At 66.4% G+C, this 16,923-nt stretch carries 15 protein-coding genes and 1 pseudogene; 7 read left to right on the plus strand and 9 right to left on the minus strand.

Features of this window, described 5'->3' with window-relative positions; translation table 11 throughout:
- Nucleotides 1-6: 6 nt before the first annotated feature.
- Nucleotides 7-921 carry a hypothetical protein gene (locus tag ATE59_RS05060; protein WP_058811418.1) on the plus strand — a complete coding sequence of 305 codons (915 nt, stop codon included), beginning with the start codon at nucleotides 7-9 and terminating at the stop codon, nucleotides 919-921.
- Complete coding sequence (locus ATE59_RS05065) at nucleotides 918-2,294, plus strand: sensor histidine kinase (RefSeq protein WP_058811419.1); 1,377 nt, start codon at nucleotides 918-920, stop codon at nucleotides 2,292-2,294. The genes ATE59_RS05060 and ATE59_RS05065 overlap by 4 nt, the downstream gene beginning before the upstream one ends.
- A gap of 10 nt (nucleotides 2,295-2,304) precedes the next feature.
- Here ATE59_RS05065 and trpC read toward each other — a convergent pair whose 3' ends face one another.
- The 6 genes from trpC to ATE59_RS05095 form a co-directional block, all read right to left on the minus strand.
- Complete coding sequence (gene trpC / locus ATE59_RS05070) at nucleotides 2,305-3,090, minus strand: indole-3-glycerol phosphate synthase TrpC (protein WP_058811420.1); 786 nt, start codon at nucleotides 3,088-3,090, stop codon at nucleotides 2,305-2,307.
- Entirely contained in the window at nucleotides 3,087-4,085 is a 999-nt protein-coding gene (gene trpD / locus ATE59_RS05075) for an anthranilate phosphoribosyltransferase (RefSeq protein ID WP_058811421.1), read from the minus strand. Before trpD ends, trpC begins: the two co-directional genes overlap by 4 nt.
- Complete coding sequence (locus ATE59_RS05080) at nucleotides 4,082-4,672, minus strand: anthranilate synthase component II (RefSeq protein WP_058811422.1); 591 nt, start codon at nucleotides 4,670-4,672, stop codon at nucleotides 4,082-4,084. The genes trpD and ATE59_RS05080 overlap by 4 nt, the downstream gene beginning before the upstream one ends.
- Before the next feature lie 68 nt (nucleotides 4,673-4,740).
- Complete coding sequence (locus ATE59_RS05085) at nucleotides 4,741-5,802, minus strand: alpha/beta fold hydrolase (protein WP_058811423.1); 1,062 nt, start codon at nucleotides 5,800-5,802, stop codon at nucleotides 4,741-4,743.
- Nucleotides 5,803-5,838: 36 nt separating this feature from the next.
- A complete protein-coding gene (trpE, locus tag ATE59_RS05090; RefSeq protein WP_058811424.1) occupies nucleotides 5,839-7,356 on the minus strand; it encodes an anthranilate synthase component I in 1,518 nt (505 codons plus the stop codon).
- A 5-nt stretch (nucleotides 7,357-7,361) separates the two neighbouring features.
- Nucleotides 7,362-9,308 carry a peptidylprolyl isomerase gene (locus ATE59_RS05095; protein WP_058811425.1) on the minus strand — a complete coding sequence of 649 codons (1,947 nt, stop codon included), beginning with the start codon at nucleotides 9,306-9,308 and terminating at the stop codon, nucleotides 7,362-7,364.
- 180 nt (nucleotides 9,309-9,488) lie between these two features.
- Here ATE59_RS05095 and tpiA point away from each other — a divergent pair, with 180 nt between their 5' ends.
- From tpiA to ATE59_RS05115, 4 genes are all read left to right on the plus strand, one after another.
- Nucleotides 9,489-10,241: a triose-phosphate isomerase gene (gene tpiA / locus ATE59_RS05100; RefSeq protein ID WP_058811426.1), complete on the plus strand. Its 753-nt coding sequence runs from the start codon at nucleotides 9,489-9,491 to the stop codon at nucleotides 10,239-10,241.
- Nucleotides 10,242-10,341: 100 nt separating this feature from the next.
- The gene (secG, locus tag ATE59_RS05105; protein WP_058811427.1) at nucleotides 10,342-10,770 is read left to right on the plus strand and encodes a preprotein translocase subunit SecG; all 429 of its coding nucleotides are present in this window, start codon (nucleotides 10,342-10,344) and stop codon (nucleotides 10,768-10,770) included.
- A 113-nt stretch (nucleotides 10,771-10,883) separates the two neighbouring features.
- On the plus strand, nucleotides 10,884-12,515 hold the full coding sequence (locus ATE59_RS05110) for a CTP synthase (protein ID WP_040589978.1): 1,632 nt from the start codon (nucleotides 10,884-10,886) through the stop codon (nucleotides 12,513-12,515).
- A gap of 24 nt (nucleotides 12,516-12,539) precedes the next feature.
- Nucleotides 12,540-13,226: a Crp/Fnr family transcriptional regulator gene (locus ATE59_RS05115; RefSeq protein ID WP_003043848.1), complete on the plus strand. Its 687-nt coding sequence runs from the start codon at nucleotides 12,540-12,542 to the stop codon at nucleotides 13,224-13,226.
- 275 nt (nucleotides 13,227-13,501) lie between these two features.
- Here the strand turns inward: ATE59_RS05115 and ATE59_RS05120 are convergent.
- Both ATE59_RS05120 and ATE59_RS05130 read right to left on the minus strand, forming a co-directional pair.
- Nucleotides 13,502-13,954, minus strand: a pseudogene (locus ATE59_RS05120) (IS5 family transposase); the annotation flags it as partial.
- 82 nt (nucleotides 13,955-14,036) lie between these two features.
- Nucleotides 14,037-14,531, minus strand: a complete 495-nt coding sequence (locus ATE59_RS05130; RefSeq protein ID WP_197409132.1) for an AMP-binding protein — start codon at nucleotides 14,529-14,531, stop codon at nucleotides 14,037-14,039.
- Between the two features lie 126 nt (nucleotides 14,532-14,657).
- Between ATE59_RS05130 and ATE59_RS05135 the strand changes: the two genes are divergently transcribed.
- A complete protein-coding gene (locus ATE59_RS05135) occupies nucleotides 14,658-15,563 on the plus strand; it encodes a LysR family transcriptional regulator (RefSeq protein WP_058811431.1) in 906 nt (301 codons plus the stop codon).
- A gap of 102 nt (nucleotides 15,564-15,665) precedes the next feature.
- Here ATE59_RS05135 and ATE59_RS05140 read toward each other — a convergent pair whose 3' ends face one another.
- On the minus strand, nucleotides 15,666-16,916 hold the full coding sequence (locus ATE59_RS05140) for an acetyl-CoA C-acetyltransferase (protein ID WP_058811432.1): 1,251 nt from the start codon (nucleotides 16,914-16,916) through the stop codon (nucleotides 15,666-15,668).
- Nucleotides 16,917-16,923 lie beyond the last annotated feature (7 nt).

Below are 16,923 nucleotides of genomic sequence, written 5' to 3' on the forward strand. Positions count from 1 at the left end.
GCGTGCATGGCTGAATCCTTCCCCTCGACCGGTCCCGATCTGCCGTCGCCGACGCTGTCGGCGCGGCTGCGCGAACTGGCGGCCTATCTGGCGGCGCCGACCGCGGGGCATCTGACCGAGGAACAGCGCGCGCTGTCGCTGGGAATTGCCCGGCGGCTCGTCACGACGCTGGCGGCCGAACTGGATGTCGGGATCGATGTTACGGCGCTGTGGGACGACTGGCTCGCGGGCGGAATCCCCTCGGCCGAGCGCTTGGCTCCGGCCTGTTTCGCGCGCGGGGAAGAACATCGCTGGCGGCAGCAGTCGGCGCAGAGTGCGCCGACGGTGTCGCCGGGCACAGCCGAAACCGCCGACGGTCCGCCGGCCGCCGGCGAAAGCGAGCTCAGCGATACCGATCGGGCCTTTCTTGCGCTGCGGATTGCCGACCGGCGCCGCTTTGACGCGCTCGGAAACCCGGCGATCGCGGTCGCCGATCTCGATCCGGACCTGCTTCGCGCGCTGCTGCTTGATATTGCGGCGTGGTGGCTGGCGCGGGACAAGGGCGACGGCAATCGCGCGGCGGCGCTCGGCGACGCGGTACGAACCACCGGCGAGGCACAGCAGAGTGCAACGGGAATCGACGCCGAGGCAAAGGCTTACCACGCCATACTGATCGCGAATGGAGATTTGTCCGCGGTGGCGGCGGGAGCCATCGCGCGGCACGACTGGACGACGCTTGTTGCGCTTGCCGCGGCGGCGGGCAAACGGCGTTATGCCGACATGGCACTGGCGCTGATTACTGCCGAGGCGGCCGCGTTGCCGGTCCTTCTTGCACCGTTGCGGCTCGATTCGGCTGCGCTGGCGCCGCTTGAGGCGTCGCTGGCGATGCTGCCGGCGCGGGCGCTGGCTGGCGATGATGCCGGTTCGGGGGCCACGGCATGAGCGGCGAACGCATCATTCGCGGCCGCGTCGATGCTGGCGGAGCGCTCGTCAGCGCCGATCCGTCGCTGCTCCGCCTGCAACAGCGCGCCGGGGCGGGCCTTGGCCGTCCGCTCGCGCTGCCGCAACTCGCGCGGCTCGTCGCACTTGCGCAGCGGCTTCAGCGCGACATCAGCCGGCCGCTCTATACCGCCGACGATCATAGCGACATTCACGCGCTGGTACGCATCGCGCCCGATGCCGATGGCGCGACGATCGAGATCAGCGACTGGCGCACGCGCCCGGTCGTGATGCCGCAGACGCCGCCGGTCGCCGACGTGGGGATTGTGCCGCACGGATGGGCGTGGGAATGCGACCAGCATCTGCGCGTCGTGGCGCTGCGCGCCGGGGCGGAGGCTCCGTCGATCCCCGCCGGTTGGGAGGGGCGGTCGCTGTCCGAATTGTTCGAGCTTCAACCCGATGCCGACGGGCGCTTTGCCGTGCTGCGCGCGCTCGCGCGGCAGGCAAGCTTCGAGGGGCAGCGCGTGCGCGTCGAGATCGGCGGCACGCCGCTGACGATGACCGTGGCGGGCGAGGCGCTGTTCGACGCGACGGGGGGCTTTACCGGTTTTCGCGGCATTGCGGTGCGCGATCCCGAAACGACGGGCGCTGCGCCGACATCCGGCACCATCGATCCCGCCTTTGGCTCGCTGCCGCTGTCCGACCCGCAATTCGGGCGCCGGATCGACGGTGCGCTGCGTGGGCCGCTCAGCCGCATCATCGCGACCGCGGAGACGATCCATGGTCAGTTCGACGGCCCGATCCGCGCCGACTATGCCCGTTATGCCGGCGATATCGCGCATGCAGGCCGGCATTTGCTGGGACTGGTCGATGATCTTGCCGACTTGCAGAATATCGAACGTCCGGGGTTCAAGGCGGCGCGCGATGAAATCGACCTTGGCGACCTAGCGCGCCGCGCAGTCGGCCTGCTCGGCATGAAAGCGGAGGAAAAGGGCATCCGTATCGACGCGCCGCGTACCGACGACCGGATGCCCGCCTATGGCGAGTTCCGCCGCGTGCTTCAGGTGCTGCTCAATCTGCTCGGCAATGCGATCCGCTATTCGCCCGAACAGTCGCAAATCTGGATTCGCGTCGACCGCGAGGGCGACCGCGCGATGGTGACGGTCGCCGATCAGGGGCAGGGGATTGCCACCGACCAGCAGGCGGTGGTGTTCGAAAAATTCGAACGGCTTGGCCGCACCGACAGCGGCGGTTCGGGGCTAGGCCTCTATATCGCGCGCCGCCTGGCCCGCGCGATGGACGGCGACCTCACCGTCGACAGCGCCCCCGGCCAGGGCGCCCGTTTCACCTTGAGCCTGCCCGCGCGCGAAGCTTAGACTTAGGACCTTAGCCGAGCAGCAGCGCCCTGGTCGCCGCTTCGACATCGGCGTGGCGCATCAGGCTTTCCCCGACCAGAAAGGCGCGAACGCCGCTCCGCGCGAGCCGCGCGCAATCGGCGTGGCTCGCGATACCGCTTTCGCCGACGAGCAGGGTGCCGACGGGCACGAGCTTCGCCAGCCGTTCGGTGACGCCGAGATCGGTTTCGAAGCTGCGCAAGTCGCGGTTGTTGACGCCGATGAGCCGCGACCTGAGCTGCGTCAACGCGCGGTCGAGTTCGGCCTCGTCATGCACTTCGACCAGCACATCCATGCCGCGTTCGACCGCCGCCGCCTCGATCTCGCGCATCGCGCCATCATCCAGCGCCGCGACGATGATCAGGATCGCGTCGGCGCCGATCGCGCGTGCTTCGGCGACCTGCCACGGATCGATCATGAAATCCTTGCGCAGCACGGGCAGCGGGCAGGCAGCGCGCGCGGCGATCAGATAATCCTCATGCCCCTGAAAATAGGGGGCGTCGGTCAGCACCGACAGGCAGGCGGCGCCCCCCGCCGCATAGGCGCGGGCATGGTCGGCAGGGGAAAAATCTTCGCGGATCAGCCCTTTGGACGGTGATGCTTTCTTGACTTCGGCAATCAGGCCATAGCCGCCTTCGTCGATCTTGCGGCGCAGCGCGGCGGCGAAGCCGCGCACCGGCCCGGCGTCGACGGCATCGAGATCGGCGAGCGTGCGCTGCGCACGGCGCACGGCGACTTCGCCGGCCTTGGTTTCGAGGATCTGGGTGAGCTTGTTCATTTATACGCGATCCAGCAGTTGAGCAGCGCGTTGGCGAGCCCCTTGTCGATGGCTTCGGCGGCCTCCTCGACCCCCTCCGCCAGCGTGTCGACCGCGCCCGCGACCATGAGCGCTTCGGCGGCATTGTAGAGAACGGCATCGCGATAGGCGCCGGTTTCCCCCTGGAGCAGCGCGCGCAGCGCCTTGGCATTATAGCTTGCGTCACCGCCACGGATCGCCGCGATCGGATGCGTCGGCAGTCCGGCGTCTGCGGCGCTGCTGCGCTGCATCTGCACCCCGGCGCGTGTGACCACCGCAATCTCGTTGCCGCCCGCGAGCGACAGTTCGTCGAGCCCCTCGTCGCCCGATACGACCCGCGAATGATCGGTGCCAAGCTGGTGCAGCGCGCCGGCATAGACAGGGACATAGGCGGGACGCGCGATGCCGACGAGCTGGCGCGTGACGCGGGCCGGATTGGCGAGCGGCCCCATCAGGTTGAAGATGGTGCGGCGGCCTATCGCTTTGCGGATCGGCTGGATGCGCGCCATCGCGGGATGGTGGTTCGTCGCGAACAGGAAACAGATGCCAAGGTCGGCGAGCTGCGCCTCCGCCATCCGGCCCGCGCGCGCCATGTCGAGGCCGAGCGCCTCGAGCGTGTCGGCCGCGCCGGCTTTCGACGAAGCGGCGCGATTTCCGTGCTTTGCAACGGGCACTTCGCATGCTGCAACCACCAGCGATACGGCGGTGGAGACGTTGAGCGTGTGGTGGCCGTCGCCGCCGGTGCCGCAGACGTCGATGGCGCCCTCGGGCGCGGCGATCGGGATCAGCCGGGCTCGCATCGCCTGCGCCGCGGCGGCGATTTCGACCGTCGTTTCGCCGCGGTCGGACAGCGCAACCAGAAAGGCCGCGACCTCCTCGTCGCTGCCGCCGCCATCGAGCATCGTCGCAAAGGCGTGCGCCGCCTCATCGGGCGCGAGTTGTCCCGTCGGGTCGGGAAAGGGACCGAAGCGGCTCATGCCGCCTGGCGGGCGCGAACCGGCAGCCCGGCGATGCTCATGAAATTGGCGAGCATTGCGTGACCATGCTCGGTCGCGATGCTTTCGGGGTGGAATTGCACGCTGTGGATCGGCAGGTCGACGTGCCGGAACCCCATCACCGCGCCATCGTCGCTCGTCGCATTGATCGCGAGGCAGTCGGGAATGTCGACGACCTCTAGGCTGTGATAGCGGGTCGCGGTGAAGGGTGAGGGCAGGCCGGCGAACAGCCCCGTGCCGTCGTGGCAGACGGGCGAGGTCTTGCCGTGCATCAGATGACCGCGCTGGACGGTCGCGCCGAAATGCTGGCCGATCGCCTGATGCCCCAGGCAGACGCCGAGCAGCGGCCGCCGAGCGGCGGCGCAGGCAGCGACGAGGTCGAGACTGATCCCGGCTTCGTTCGGCGTACAGGGCCCCGGCGAGATCAGCATTGCTTCCGCGCCGGTCGCCAGTGCCTCGGCAGCGGTCAGATCGTCGTTGCGCACGACGCGCACCTCGGCACCGAGCTCGATCAGATAATGAACGAGGTTGAAGGTGAAGCTGTCGTAATTGTCGATGACCAGGATCATGGCGCGGTCCTAATGCTTTTGCGCGGCGGGGGGAAGGGATAGAAGCTTCGGCGGCCCCAAAGCGGGCTTTATTCCGCCATCAGCTTTGCCAGATCGTCCTTCCAGAATTTTGCCCAGCTATGCGTGCCATGCCCCTTGGTTTCGGGCGACGCGGGGATCAGGACATAACGCGCCCTGGGCATGCGTGCTGCCGCCTGTTCGGCGATGCCATAGCCCGGCGGATTGATGAAATCGTCGGCCGAATTGACCCACAAAAGGGGCACGTCGATCTTTTCGAGATCCGCCCAGGGATTATAGGTTCGCGACGCATCGAACTGATAAATAACGTCATTGGCATCGTTGCGGCCGTAGCTGCGCGCAAAGGCGGCATCCTTATAGGCTTCGGCGGCGGCGCGCGTCGGATATTGCGCCTGCAGCGCATAGGGGTTCGATCCCGCAATCAGGCCGATCGAGGCGGCGGTCCGCAGACCCGCGGCGGGCTCCTGCGTGTAATTGCCGCCGTTCCACGCCGGGTCGGCCTTGATCGCGTCGATAATCAGCGTGCGCCACATCCGGTTTTCGCCGGCAATTTCGACGGGCAGGCAAGCGAAAGGCGCGAGCCGCTTGGCAAAGCCAGGCCAGCTTTCACCCCAGACAAAGGCGTGCATGCACCCCATCGAGGTGCCGAGGATGAGTTGGAGCTCGCCGATTCCCAGCTTTTCGGTCAGCAGCCGGTGCTGCGCGGCCACCATGTCGTCATAGTCATATCTGGGAAACGCCATGCGCATCCCGTCGCTCGGCTTCGACGATCCGCCATGACCGATATTGTCGGGCAGGATGACGTAATATTTTGCGGTGTCGAGCGGCTGGCCGGGACCGAATAATTCGCCCGCAAATTGCGGCTGGAGAAATTGTTTGCCGGTTCCGCCGGTGCCGTGGAGGATCATCACCGCATTGACGATTGCGCCGCTCGCGTCGCGCTGCGGCTTGCCGAGCGTCGTATAATGCATCCTGAGTTCGGGTAGCTTTTCGCCCGAACGGAAGGTGAAATCCTTCAGTATTGCATCGCCGTCGGTTGCCCCCTCGACCATCTGGGCCTGAGCGGGAAAAGCGGCGAGCAGCAGGGCGAGCGGGAGGAGGCGTTTCAGCATGAGCGCGACGCTAACGCACCGCACCCGCCGGTCAAGCTATTGTCCGTAACCTGGCGTGCCGGCCAGCTTCACCGCCTCGCGCGCGGCGGCGAACAGGGCGCCGGCCTTGGCCTCGCATTCGCGCTGTTCATAGGCGGGATCGCTGTCGGCGACGATGCCCGCGCCGGCCTGCGCATACATCGTTCCGTCCTGCACGATCGCGGTACGCAGCACGATGCAGCTGTCCATATTGCCGTCGGGCGCGAAATAGCCGACGCCGCCGGCATAGGGCCCGCGCGCTTCGGCCTCGAGTTCGGCGATGATCTGGCACGCGCGCACCTTGGGCGCGCCGCTGACGGTTCCGGCCGGAAAGCCCGCGAACAGCGCGTCGATCGCATCCTTGTCGGGCGCGATGCGGCCGATGACGTTCGACACGATGTGCATGACGTGGCTGTAGAATTCGACGCTATAGCTGTCGGTGACGGTCACGCTGCCGCCGACCGCGGCGCGGCCGACGTCGTTGCGGCCGAGGTCGAGCAGCATCAGATGCTCGGCGCGCTCCTTGGGATCGGCGAGCAGGCTTTCGCGATTTTCGGCGTCTTCGGCGCTGGTCCGGCCGCGCGGACGCGTGCCCGCGATCGGGCGAATGGTGATCTCGCCATCGCGCACGCGCACCAATATCTCGGGCGACGAACCGATCAGCGCAAAGCCCGGCAGGTCGAGAAAATAGAGGAAGGGCGATGGGTTGATGCGCCGCAACGCCCGGTAGAGATCGAAGGGCGGCAGGTCGAAGGGCGTCGAGAAACGCTGCGACAGCACCACCTGAAATATGTCGCCCGCCGCGATATATTCTTTCGCCGCCGCGACCATTTCGGCGAAGCGTTCGGGCGTCGTCGCCGGATGCGCCGCGACCATATCGGGAAGCAGCGCGGTCTCTGCCTTGGCGCCATGCGCGCTCGCGCTCGACAGGCGGGCGGCGATCGTGTCGAGACGGTCCTGCGCGCCGTCGATCATCCGGTCGATCGGCGCGTCGGGATCGGGCCAGATCGGCGCGATCAGGAACAGCTCGTCGGCCAAGCGGTCGAAGACGAGGATCGTCGTCGGGCGCACGAACACCATGTCGGGCAGGTTCAGACCCGCCCCCGCGGCGCGCGGGATGCGCTCGACGAGGCCGATCGTTTCATAAGCGAAGAAGCCGACGAGCGTTGCGAGCGCCTTCGGCAGCGCTTCGGGAACGTCGAAGCGACATTCGGCGACCAGATCGCGTAGCGCTTGCAGCGCCCCCGCCTCGACCGGGCGAAAGGCCTCGCGGTCGTGGCGCCAGTCGCGGTTGATCCGCGCCGTGTCGCCGGTGACTTCGAAGAGCAGGTCGGGGTCAAGGCCGATCAGGCTGTAGCGTCCGCGCGTCTCGCCGCTTTCGACCGATTCAAGGACCCAGTCGCCGCGTCCGGGCTCGATAAGCTTGAGCGCAGCCGAAACCGGGGTTTCGACGTCGGCGATCATCCGTTGCCAGACGACGGCGCCGCGCCCCGCGGCCAACGCTTCGAGCGCGGCGGCCCTGCCTTCGAGCGCCACCGGGGTTATTCGCCGACCGGCGACGCGCCGGTCAGCTCCCTGGTGAGCTGGGTGACGAGATCCTTGTTGATCTTCACGCCGACGCGGCGCTTCGCCTCGGCGGCGAGCTGTTCGACCAGTTCGTTGCCGAAGGCCTGCGACAGCGGCTGCGCCATCGCGGCGACGCGCGCGGGTTCGATCTGCTTGGGATCGGGGCGGTTCACCTCGGTCAGCGACAGGACCATCCAGCCGCGGTTGCCGGGGATTTCGAGCGTCTTGACGCTGCCCTTGGCCATCGAGAAGAGCAGGGCGAGTTCGGGCGGCACCGGCTTGCCGTCCCGGCCCATGTCGCTGCGCAGTCCGCCGATGGTCTGGACATTGCCCAGATTGGGACCGGCGGCGCGCGTCGCATCGGCGAGGCTCTTGCCGCCTTCGACCGACTTCACGATCGCCCGGGCCTTGTCGCGCGCGACCTTCTGGCCTTCGGACAGGCGCCATTCGGCGAGCAGGGCGCTGCGGATCTGGGCGAAGGGCGGCGGTGCCGCGGCGACGACCGATTTCACCGCATAGACGGCGAATTTTTCATTCTCGACCAGCGTTGCCAGCTGCGATTCGCCTTCGCCGGCGACCTGGAAGGCCTGACCGACCATCGGCGCCAGTTCCGGGGGCAGGGCAAAGCCGGGTTCGTTCGGCGCACGGCCGCTCGGCAGGATGGCGGGCGTCTGGACCAGCTTCAGCTTGCGGTCTGCGGCGATCTCCTCGATCGACGCACCGCTGTTCACGGCGTCCTGGACCTGGTTGTAATAATCGACGATCGCTTCATTGGCCTTGTTCTTCGCCAGTTCCTCGCGAATTTCGGGGGCAGCATCGGCCAGCGTGCGCGCGGGCTTGGCAATCACATCCTCAACACGCAGCACGGTCCAGCCAAGCCCGGTCTGCAGCGGCCCGACGATTTCGCCGCGCTTGGCGGCAAAGGCCGCCTTGGCGATGGTGTCCGACGTCGCAGCGGTGAAGGCAGCGAGCGTCTGTTCGCCGGTCGTCGAAGCGGCAAGGCCCGAACCCTGCGCCGCCGCCGACAATGTGGCGCCGCCGCGGGCCTTCGCCGCGATGCTGTTGGCGGTCGCCTGATCGGGCGCGATGACCTGCGCAAAGCGCCGCGTCTCGCTCGCTGCATATTGGGCGGCATTGGCCTTGTAAGCGGCGGCGATTTCGGCGTCGGTGACCGCCGGAACCGGGACGGCGCTACGGTCGAACAGCGCATATTGCAGCACGCGGCGTTCGGGCACGGTGAATTTGGATTTGTTCTGCGACAGGAAGGTCTTGAGCGCGGCATCGCCGGGGTCGGCGGTCGGCGCAAAGGGCGCAGAGGGGATATAGACGGCCTGACCGGCGCGCTTTTCGAGCAGCAGCGCGGCATAGGGCTGCGCGACGCCCGGCGCGATCGTCGGCAATTTGCCGATCGGCGCGCCCAGCTGTTCGAGCAGCAATTGCTGTTTGATCTCGGTCCGCACCTGCGCCTCGCTCAGATTATTCTCGCGCAGAAAGGCTTCGTAGCGGGTCTGGTCGAACTTGCCCGACACGCCGGCGAAAGCGGGGATATCGGCAATGCGTCCGTCGATCTGGCGCTTGCTGACGCCAAAGCCCAGCTTGTCGGCGAATTGTTCGAACGCCAGCCCGTCGATCATCTGGTCGAGCACCTGATCGACCGCGCCCGATTCGACGAAACCGGCCATGGTCAGCGTCGGCTGCTGCTGGCGCGCCTGATTATAGGCGTTGCGAACGCGCTCGCGCAGTTCGCCGATGCCGATATTTTCCTTGCCCACCCGCGCGACATTGGCGCCGCCGAGGCCACCGAAGCTTGAATTGCCCGTCACATCGGCAAGCGCAAAGCCGACGCCGATGAGGATGACGAAGCCCAATGCGAGGGCCTTGCCCAGCCGGGATCCGAAAAGGCGACGGATTGCGGTAATCATGGAGGAGCGTTTCTTTCGGCGTGGCGCATTGCGCGCGGTTTCGGCGTTGCTTTAGGCGGGGAGGCGGCGGGCATCAAGGCGGGAAAGCCCCTTTTCTCGCCGGGGCGCGGCGCGGCTTGCCTTTCGATCCCCACCGCCGCTAGGGCTCGGCGCAACGGCTCGATCGCAGGAGAGGAAACGATGGCGCGGCGCAAATATGTGGTCGGCAACTGGAAGATGAATGGTCTTGCGGCATCGATCGGTGAGGCGCGGGCGATTTTCGACGGCGCGCGTGCGCATGGCGCGGTCGATGTCGCGCTGTGCCCGCCCTTTACGCTGGTGGCCACGATGGCGACGGCAACGCCCGAGGGCGCAGTCGGCGGACAGGATTGCCACAGCGCGGCAGCGGGCGCCTACACGGGATCGGTGTCAGCGCCGATGCTGGCCGATGCCGGGGCCGCACTCGTCATCGTCGGCCATAGCGAACGCCGCGAGGGGTTCGGCGAGAGCGACGCCGATGTCCGGGCCAAGGCCGAGGCGGCGCTGGCGGCCGGGCTTGCGGTGATCCTGTGCGTCGGTGAACCGCGCGGCGTGCGCGAATCGGGCGGCGCGATCGACTATGTGCTGGCGCAGGTCGCGGGGTCGCTGCCCACCGAATTCGATCCGGCGCGGCTCGCTATCGCCTATGAACCCATCTGGGCGATCGGCACCGGGCTGGTGCCGACCGTCGGCGATGTCGCCGCGATGCACGGCGCGATCCGCGCGCAGCTCGATGCGCAGGTCGGCGCCGAGGCGGCGGCGGCGATGCGGCTGCTCTATGGCGGTTCGGTCAACGGCGACAATGCCGCCGAACTGCTCGGCGCGGGCGACGTCGATGGCGCGCTTGTCGGCGGGGCGAGCCTGACCGCGGAGAAATTCCTGCCGATCGTCGCGGCGGCGGCGACGCTCGGCTGACGCGCGGCGCACGCTGTGGGTTGAAGCGGAGGCGCTTCGTCTCTATGTGCGCCGCAAGCACGGCCCATCCGGCGCCAACCAACGCTTTCGGGAAAATTCGATGTCCAGCCTCTTTACCTTTCTGCTCGTCGTTCAGGCGCTCGTCGCCGCCGCGATGATCGGCGTCATCCTGATGCAGAAGTCGGAAGGTGGCGGCCTGGGTGTCGGCGGTAGCCCGGCAGGCCTGCTCTCGGCCCGCGGCGCCGCAGACTTCATGACCCGCGCGACGACCGTGCTGGCGACGCTGTTCGTCGGCCTTTCGATCGTTCTGGCCGCCATGGCGTCGGTCGGCAGCGCCGGGACCACGGCGCTCGATACCTCGCTGTCGAAGACCGCGCAGCAGCCGAGCGGGGGCGCAGCGCCGCTGACCGGCCCGGCGCAGCAGCCCGCTCAAGGTGCTCCGGCCGCGCCGGTAAGCGACGATCCGCTTGCCGCCGCCGCCGCCGCTGCAAATCAGAACGCTCCGGCCGAGCAGGCTCCCGCCAAGTAATAACCGGAAGCTCCGGCTTCCAGCTTCGTCCCCGCATGCTGCGGAATTTTTTCCGCGGGATGCGATTCGACGGCTTGCGCCGTCACCCACCCTTTGAGTAAGTCTTTCCTCCCATGGCGCGGTTCATTTTTATCACCGGCGGCGTGGTCTCCTCCCTTGGCAAAGGTTTGATGGCGGCTAGCCTTGCGGCTCTGTTGCAGGCGCGGGGTTATCGCGTCCGCATTCGGAAATTCGATCCCTATCTCAACGTCGATCCGGGCACGATGTCGCCCTATCAGCACGGCGAGGTCTATGTGACCGACGACGGGGCCGAAACCGACCTCGATCTCGGCCATTATGAACGCTTTACCGGCGTTGCCGCGCGGCAGAGCGACAATGTCACCTCTGGCCGTATCTATCGCGACATCATCACCAAGGAGCGCCGCGGCGACTATCTGGGCGCCACCGTGCAGGTCGTCCCGCACGTCACCGACGCGATCAAGGCCTTCGCGCGCGCCGAAACCGACGATCTCGATTTCGTGCTGTGCGAGATCGGCGGCACCGTCGGCGATATCGAATCGCTGCCGTTCATCGAAGCGATCCGCCAGCTTCGCAATGAAGAGGGGCGCGACAAGACGCTGTCGGTGCATGTCACGCTGGTTCCGTATATTGCCGCCGCGGGCGAATTGAAGACCAAGCCGACGCAGCACAGCGTCCGCGAACTCGCTTCGCTCGGCGTCCAGCCCGACATCCTGCTCTGCCGCTGCGAAAAGCCGCTGCCCGAGGGCGAGCGTGCGAAGATCGCGCAATTCTGCAACGTGCGGAAGGAAGCGGTGATTCCGGCGCTCGACGCCGACTCGATCTATTCGGTGCCGGTGCAATATCATGGCGAAGGGCTGGACAGCGAAGTGCTGCGCGCGTTTGGCCTGCACGACGTGCGCGAACCCGACCTGACCGCCTGGTACGACATCATGGACCGCAAGCGGCACCCCGAAGGCGAGGTGACGATCGGCGTGGTCGGCAAATATGTGTCGCTGCCCGATGCCTATAAATCGCTCAACGAGGCGCTGGCGCATGGCGGCATGGCGAACCGGGTGAAGGTCAATATCCGCTGGCTCGACGCCGAAATGTTCGAACGTGGCGACGATCTCGCCGCGCAGCTCGAGCCGATGCACGGCATCCTCGTGCCCGGCGGTTTCGGCGAGCGCGGTTCGGAAGGCAAGATCGAGAGCGTCAAATTCGCGCGCGAGCGCGGCGTCCCCTTCTTCGGCATCTGCCTCGGCATGCAGATGGCGTGCATCGAGGCGGCGCGGAATACGAGCGGGATCGAGAAAGCCTCGAGCACCGAATTCGGCCCGACCGACGAACCCGTCGTCGGCCTGATCACCGAATGGATGAGCGCCGAGGGGCTGCAGAAGCGCGGCGCGAACACCGATCTTGGGGGGACGATGCGGCTTGGCGCCTATGAGGCGAAGCTGTCGCCCAACAGCCATGTCGCGACCATCTATGGCGCGAACGACATCAGCGAGCGTCACCGCCACCGTTACGAAGTCAACGGAGCCTATCGCGACCGGCTCGAAAGCGGCGGTCTCGTCTTTTCTGGCATGTCGCCCGATGGCATGTTACCCGAAATCGTCGAACGTCCGGACCATCCGTGGTTCATCGGGGTGCAGTTTCACCCTGAACTGAAGTCGAAGCCCTTCGATCCGCATCCGCTGTTCAAGGGATTCATCGAGGCCGCGGTAAAGCAGAGCCGGCTCGTCTGACGGATCAACAGGGGAAGGGGGCCCATGGATCACGCGAAACTCGCCGAGCTTCAGGGGCCTGACAGCATCTTTTCCGGCCTGTCGCTGGAGGACTGGTCCGATATCGCCAGCCGCGCGGTGCAGATCAACTTTGCGAAGGGCAAGGAACTGCTCGTCCAGGGCGATCCCGGCGACATCATGCTGATCCTGACCGAAGGCACCGCGCGCGTGTCGATGCTGACCGCGGGCGGGCGCGAGATCGTGCTGGCCTATGCCGAGCCGGGTGCCGTCCTGGGCGAGATCGCGTTGCTCGACGGCGGCGAACGCACCGCGTCGGTCGTCGCGACCAGCGCCGGCAGCGCGCTGCAACTCGGCCGCAACGCGATGCGCGATTTCGCCGCCAGCCATCCCGACTTCGCCTGGTCGCTGCTCCAGCAGCTTGCGCGCCGCCTGCGCACCGCCGACCAGACGATCGAAAGCGATCGCGCCTATGCCTCGGGACCGCGCCTGGCGCGCTACCTCAAGCGCCTGATCCGCAAGGACAGCGTCGATGCCGAGCATAAGGTCGAACTCAGCCAGACCGAACTTGGCAATTTCGCTGGCATGAGCCGCGAACATATCAACCGCCAGCTCCGCAGCTGGGAGGAATCGGGGATCATCGCCCTCGAACAGGGGCGCGTACGCGTCCTCGACGCCGATCTGCTCGAGGACATCAGCGAAAGCGAAGGCTAGCGTTCAGCGCCCGGATCGTCGCCGGAGCAATATATGCGGAGAGGGCTACGTCGGGAAATCGGTGTTCGGTTTATAGCTCTACCGGCGGCGTTCGGACGATATCGCGCGCCGGCACCCGGTCAAACTTGGCAACCGACAATGAAGGCTCCTTGCCCGCGCCGAGGAACCTAATGCTTGCCGTTGCCCATTCGGAACAGACTACAAGCCAGCCCGCGACGGGCGGGTTAATTTCCTATCAATTGTCTGGAAAATGGTGGACGCACTAGGGCTCGAACCTAGGCGGCGTGGACAAATTTAAGCCAGTATCTGGCGGTGGCGATATGGACCATGCCGAGGAAGCTGTTGGCAAGCTGGTCGTAGCGCGTGGCGATGGCGCGGTTGATCTTGATGTGGCCGAACATGCGCTCGATCCGGTTGCGTTGCTTGTAGAGCGTCCGGTTGTGTTCGATCTTCACGCGGCGGTTTGAACGTCCGGGAATGACGGCTTCGATATTCCGTGCGGCGAGGTCGGTACGGATGGCATCGGCGTCGTAGCCCTTGTCGGCGAGCAAAGCGTCAGGTGCGCGCTCGGGCAAACCTATGAGCGCATCATAGGCTTTGCAGTCCGCCGCTTCACCGACCGTTAGATGGAAGGCGAGCGGTCGTCCGAGGGCATCAGCCAGGCAGTGAAGCTTACTGGTGAACCCGCCCCGCGAGCGGCCAAGAGCGCGTCGATGAGTCCCCCTTTTCCGCCCGCTGCCGAGACGTGGGCGCGAACGGTGGTGCTATCGATACTATAGTGGTCGCAGTCCGCCATGGTCTCGGCCAGCGTCACGGCGACCGTCTCCCATAGGGGGCGTCGGCGGGGAGAAGCGGGGCGGTGTTGTCGCACGCTGCGAGGTCGGGGAGGGCGGCTTCGAGCCGCGCCGCATAATCATGGTGAAGATAGGACGGCTCGAGCAGCAGGAGCTGGGCATCGGAGTGCCGCAGGGCATGCAGCAGCTCGCTCTCGGCGAAGAAGCTGCTCAGGAAGATGCAAAGCGCGCCGATCCGCTGGGTCGCGATCCAGGCGATGATCCAGTCGGGCCCGTTTGCCATCAGCATCGCGATGCGGCTGCCCTTGCCATGGCCGCAGAGGAGAAGAGCCTGCGCGAGCTTCGCGGATCGCCGGTCGAGTTCGGCAAGGGCGATGTCGCCTTCAAGGGTTCGGAGCGCGACCGCTTGCGGGTGCCGTTTCACCAGCTCACGCCACCACCGCGCGACACTTTCCTCGTCGACGGGCTCGACGAGCGTATGCGGCCTGCTGCCGGCGCGCTCTGCGGTCATGCGCGAGCCTCTCCCATCATTTTTATCGTTGATCGCGAGCCTATCGCGCGCGGAAAGGGGGATCATTGACGAAAGGGATGGTCATCTATTCCAGATTGAGATGGCTTACTTGGTAAGCGAGGTTGCATGCTCGAACTGGATCATATTCTTTGCGTGCTGGGCGTGGCGGAGACTCGCTCCTTTTCGGCCACCGCCGAGCGGATGGGGCTCGCCCAGTCGGTGGTGTCGAAGCGGGTTCGCCGCATCGAGGAACAGCTGGGCCTTCGCATCTTCGAGCGTACGTCGCGTTCGGTGGAGCTGACCCATCAGGGCCGGGCGCTGCTTCCCTTCGCTCAGGCAGTGGTCGACGCGGAAAGCGCGGCCCGCAATGCCGCCAGGAATTTGCACGATGAGACCGCCAATCTTCTGGTCCTCGGCACATATGATTTTCTCATCAGCTTCCGGATGGAGCTGATGGATATGTTCCATGCCGAATATCCTTCGGCGCGGATCGAAGTGGTGTTCGGATCGCGCACCGAATTATTCGCCGGTATCCGGACCGGTCGGCTCGACCTCGCGATGATGGCGGCGCCCACCTCGCATTTCGAACCCGATTTTCGAAGCGTGAAGCTTCCCAAGCGCTATGCGCATCTGCTCGTTCCCACGGGCCACCGGCTATTCGCACGGGACGGGATCGAGGCGCGCGATCTGCTGGGGCTCGAAATCGTCTATTCGCCGTCGCAGCAGGATCCGCTGGTGCGCGCCGAAATATCGGGCCGGCTCGTGCGGGAAGGCGCGAAGCTCGTCCTCGCGCCCGAAGCGCATCGGCCCTCGATGGAGCATTTCGCCGATATTCGCCGGCTGCCGGTGCTGCGCTGGATGCAGGCCTGCCCGCACCGGATCGTCGAAGAGGGAAAGGCGATCATCCCCTTCGTCGATCTGACCCTACGGATCGAGACGCTGATCTATGCATCGAAGACGCATTGCCGGCCGATCGCCGCGCGCTTTTTGCAAATGGCCGAACGAATGCGGAATTCGCTGGCTGCCGGTTGAACCGGCGGCCGCCTCGTGCGCCGGCGCCATCGTACCGCGGCAACGGGACGCGGCCGGTCGCCGCATCCCGTTGCCCGGCCGAATTGACGATGAACCGGCTCGTCAGATCCTTTCGATGATGATCGCCGGCGCCATGCCGCCCGCCGCGCACATGGTAACGAGTCCATAGCGGCCGCCCGAGCGTTCGAGTTCGTCGAGCGCGGTTCCGATCAGGATCGAGCCGGTAGCGCCGATCGGATGGCCGAGCGCCATCGCGCCGCCGTTGATGTTGACCTTCGCGCGGTCGAGATCGAGGTCGCGAATGAACTTCTCTGCGACCACCGCAAACGCTTCGTTGATTTCCCAGACGTCGATATCGTCCTTGGTGAGGCCGGCCTTTTCGAGCACCTTCTTCGCCGCTGGCACCGGTGCGTTGAGCATCAGCGTCGGATCGTCGCCGATATTGGCATAGGCGACAACGCGCGCGCGGGGCTTCAGTCCATGTTTCTCGGCATAATCCTTCGACGTCAGCAGGACCGCCGCGGCACCGTCGACGACCCCCGAGCTGTTGCCGGCATGATGGACGCCTTCCCATTCGAGGCCGGGGTAGACGCGCTGGATTTGCTTTGCGAACGTGACGCCATCGCCGAGATCGAAGTCCTTCAGCGCGCCGAAGCTCGCCTTGAGGCCGGCAAGTCCTTCGGCCGTGGTTTCGGGGCGCGGAAATTCTTCGCGATCGAGCGCGATGCTGCCGTCGGGGTTGTGGACCGCGACCACCGATTTGTCGAACCGGCCCTCGGCGATGGCACGCGCGGCGCGCTTCTGGCTTTCGAGCGCGAGCGCATCGACCGCTTCGCGGCTGATGCCTTCCTTCGCCGCGATCGCGTCGCCGCACACGCCCTGGTGCGACTGCGGATGGATCGCGTCGAGCGCTTCGTGACCCGAGCCCATGCCGAGCGGCTTGATACCCGCATTGGCCTCTTCGGCGGCGAGGGTCGCCGTGTAGCTCATCATCTCGGTGCCGCCGGCGATGACGCAATCTTCCATCCCGCTCATCACGCTCGCCGCCGCGAAGTTGACCGAGCTGATCCCGCCGCCGCAGAAGCGGTCGAGGGTGGTGCCACTTGCCTTGGTGTCATAACCCGCCGACAGCGCCGCCATCCGGCCGAGATCGCCGCCCTGCTTGCCCTTCTGGGTCGAGGTCGACCAGATGATGTCGTCGACCGTCGCGGTGTCGAGATTGTTGCGGTCGCGGATCGCGCCGAGCACCGTCGCGGCGAGATGCTGCGGATGAAGATGCGACAGCGCGCCCTTGCCGGGCTTGCCGATCCCGCGCGGAGTGCGAACGGCGTCGATGATATAGGCTTCGGTCATGGCGTGG

The sequence above is a fragment of the Sphingopyxis sp. A083 genome (genome assembly GCF_001468495.1).
GTDB lineage: Bacteria > Pseudomonadota > Alphaproteobacteria > Sphingomonadales > Sphingomonadaceae > Sphingopyxis > Sphingopyxis terrae.

Coding starts and splice junctions, on each gene's coding strand:
- ATE59_RS05060 (WP_058811418.1), top strand. CDS start 7: ATGGCTGAATCCTTCCCCTCGACCGGTCCCGATCTGCCGTCGCCGACG.
- ATE59_RS05065 (WP_058811419.1), top strand. CDS start 918: ATGAGCGGCGAACGCATCATTCGCGGCCGCGTCGATGCTGGCGGAGCG.
- trpC (WP_058811420.1), bottom strand. CDS start 3,090: ATGAACAAGCTCACCCAGATCCTCGAAACCAAGGCCGGCGAAGTCGCC.
- trpD (WP_058811421.1), bottom strand. CDS start 4,085: ATGAGCCGCTTCGGTCCCTTTCCCGACCCGACGGGACAACTCGCGCCC.
- ATE59_RS05080 (WP_058811422.1), bottom strand. CDS start 4,672: ATGATCCTGGTCATCGACAATTACGACAGCTTCACCTTCAACCTCGTT.
- ATE59_RS05085 (WP_058811423.1), bottom strand. CDS start 5,802: ATGCTGAAACGCCTCCTCCCGCTCGCCCTGCTGCTCGCCGCTTTTCCC.
- ATE59_RS05095 (WP_058811425.1), bottom strand. CDS start 9,308: ATGATTACCGCAATCCGTCGCCTTTTCGGATCCCGGCTGGGCAAGGCC.
- tpiA (WP_058811426.1), top strand. CDS start 9,489: ATGGCGCGGCGCAAATATGTGGTCGGCAACTGGAAGATGAATGGTCTT.
- secG (WP_058811427.1), top strand. CDS start 10,342: ATGTCCAGCCTCTTTACCTTTCTGCTCGTCGTTCAGGCGCTCGTCGCC.
- ATE59_RS05110 (WP_040589978.1), top strand. CDS start 10,884: ATGGCGCGGTTCATTTTTATCACCGGCGGCGTGGTCTCCTCCCTTGGC.
- ATE59_RS05115 (WP_003043848.1), top strand. CDS start 12,540: ATGGATCACGCGAAACTCGCCGAGCTTCAGGGGCCTGACAGCATCTTT.
- ATE59_RS05130 (WP_197409132.1), bottom strand. CDS start 14,531: ATGACCGCAGAGCGCGCCGGCAGCAGGCCGCATACGCTCGTCGAGCCC.
- ATE59_RS05135 (WP_058811431.1), top strand. CDS start 14,658: ATGCTCGAACTGGATCATATTCTTTGCGTGCTGGGCGTGGCGGAGACT.
- ATE59_RS05140 (WP_058811432.1), bottom strand. CDS start 16,916: ATGACCGAAGCCTATATCATCGACGCCGTTCGCACTCCGCGCGGGATC.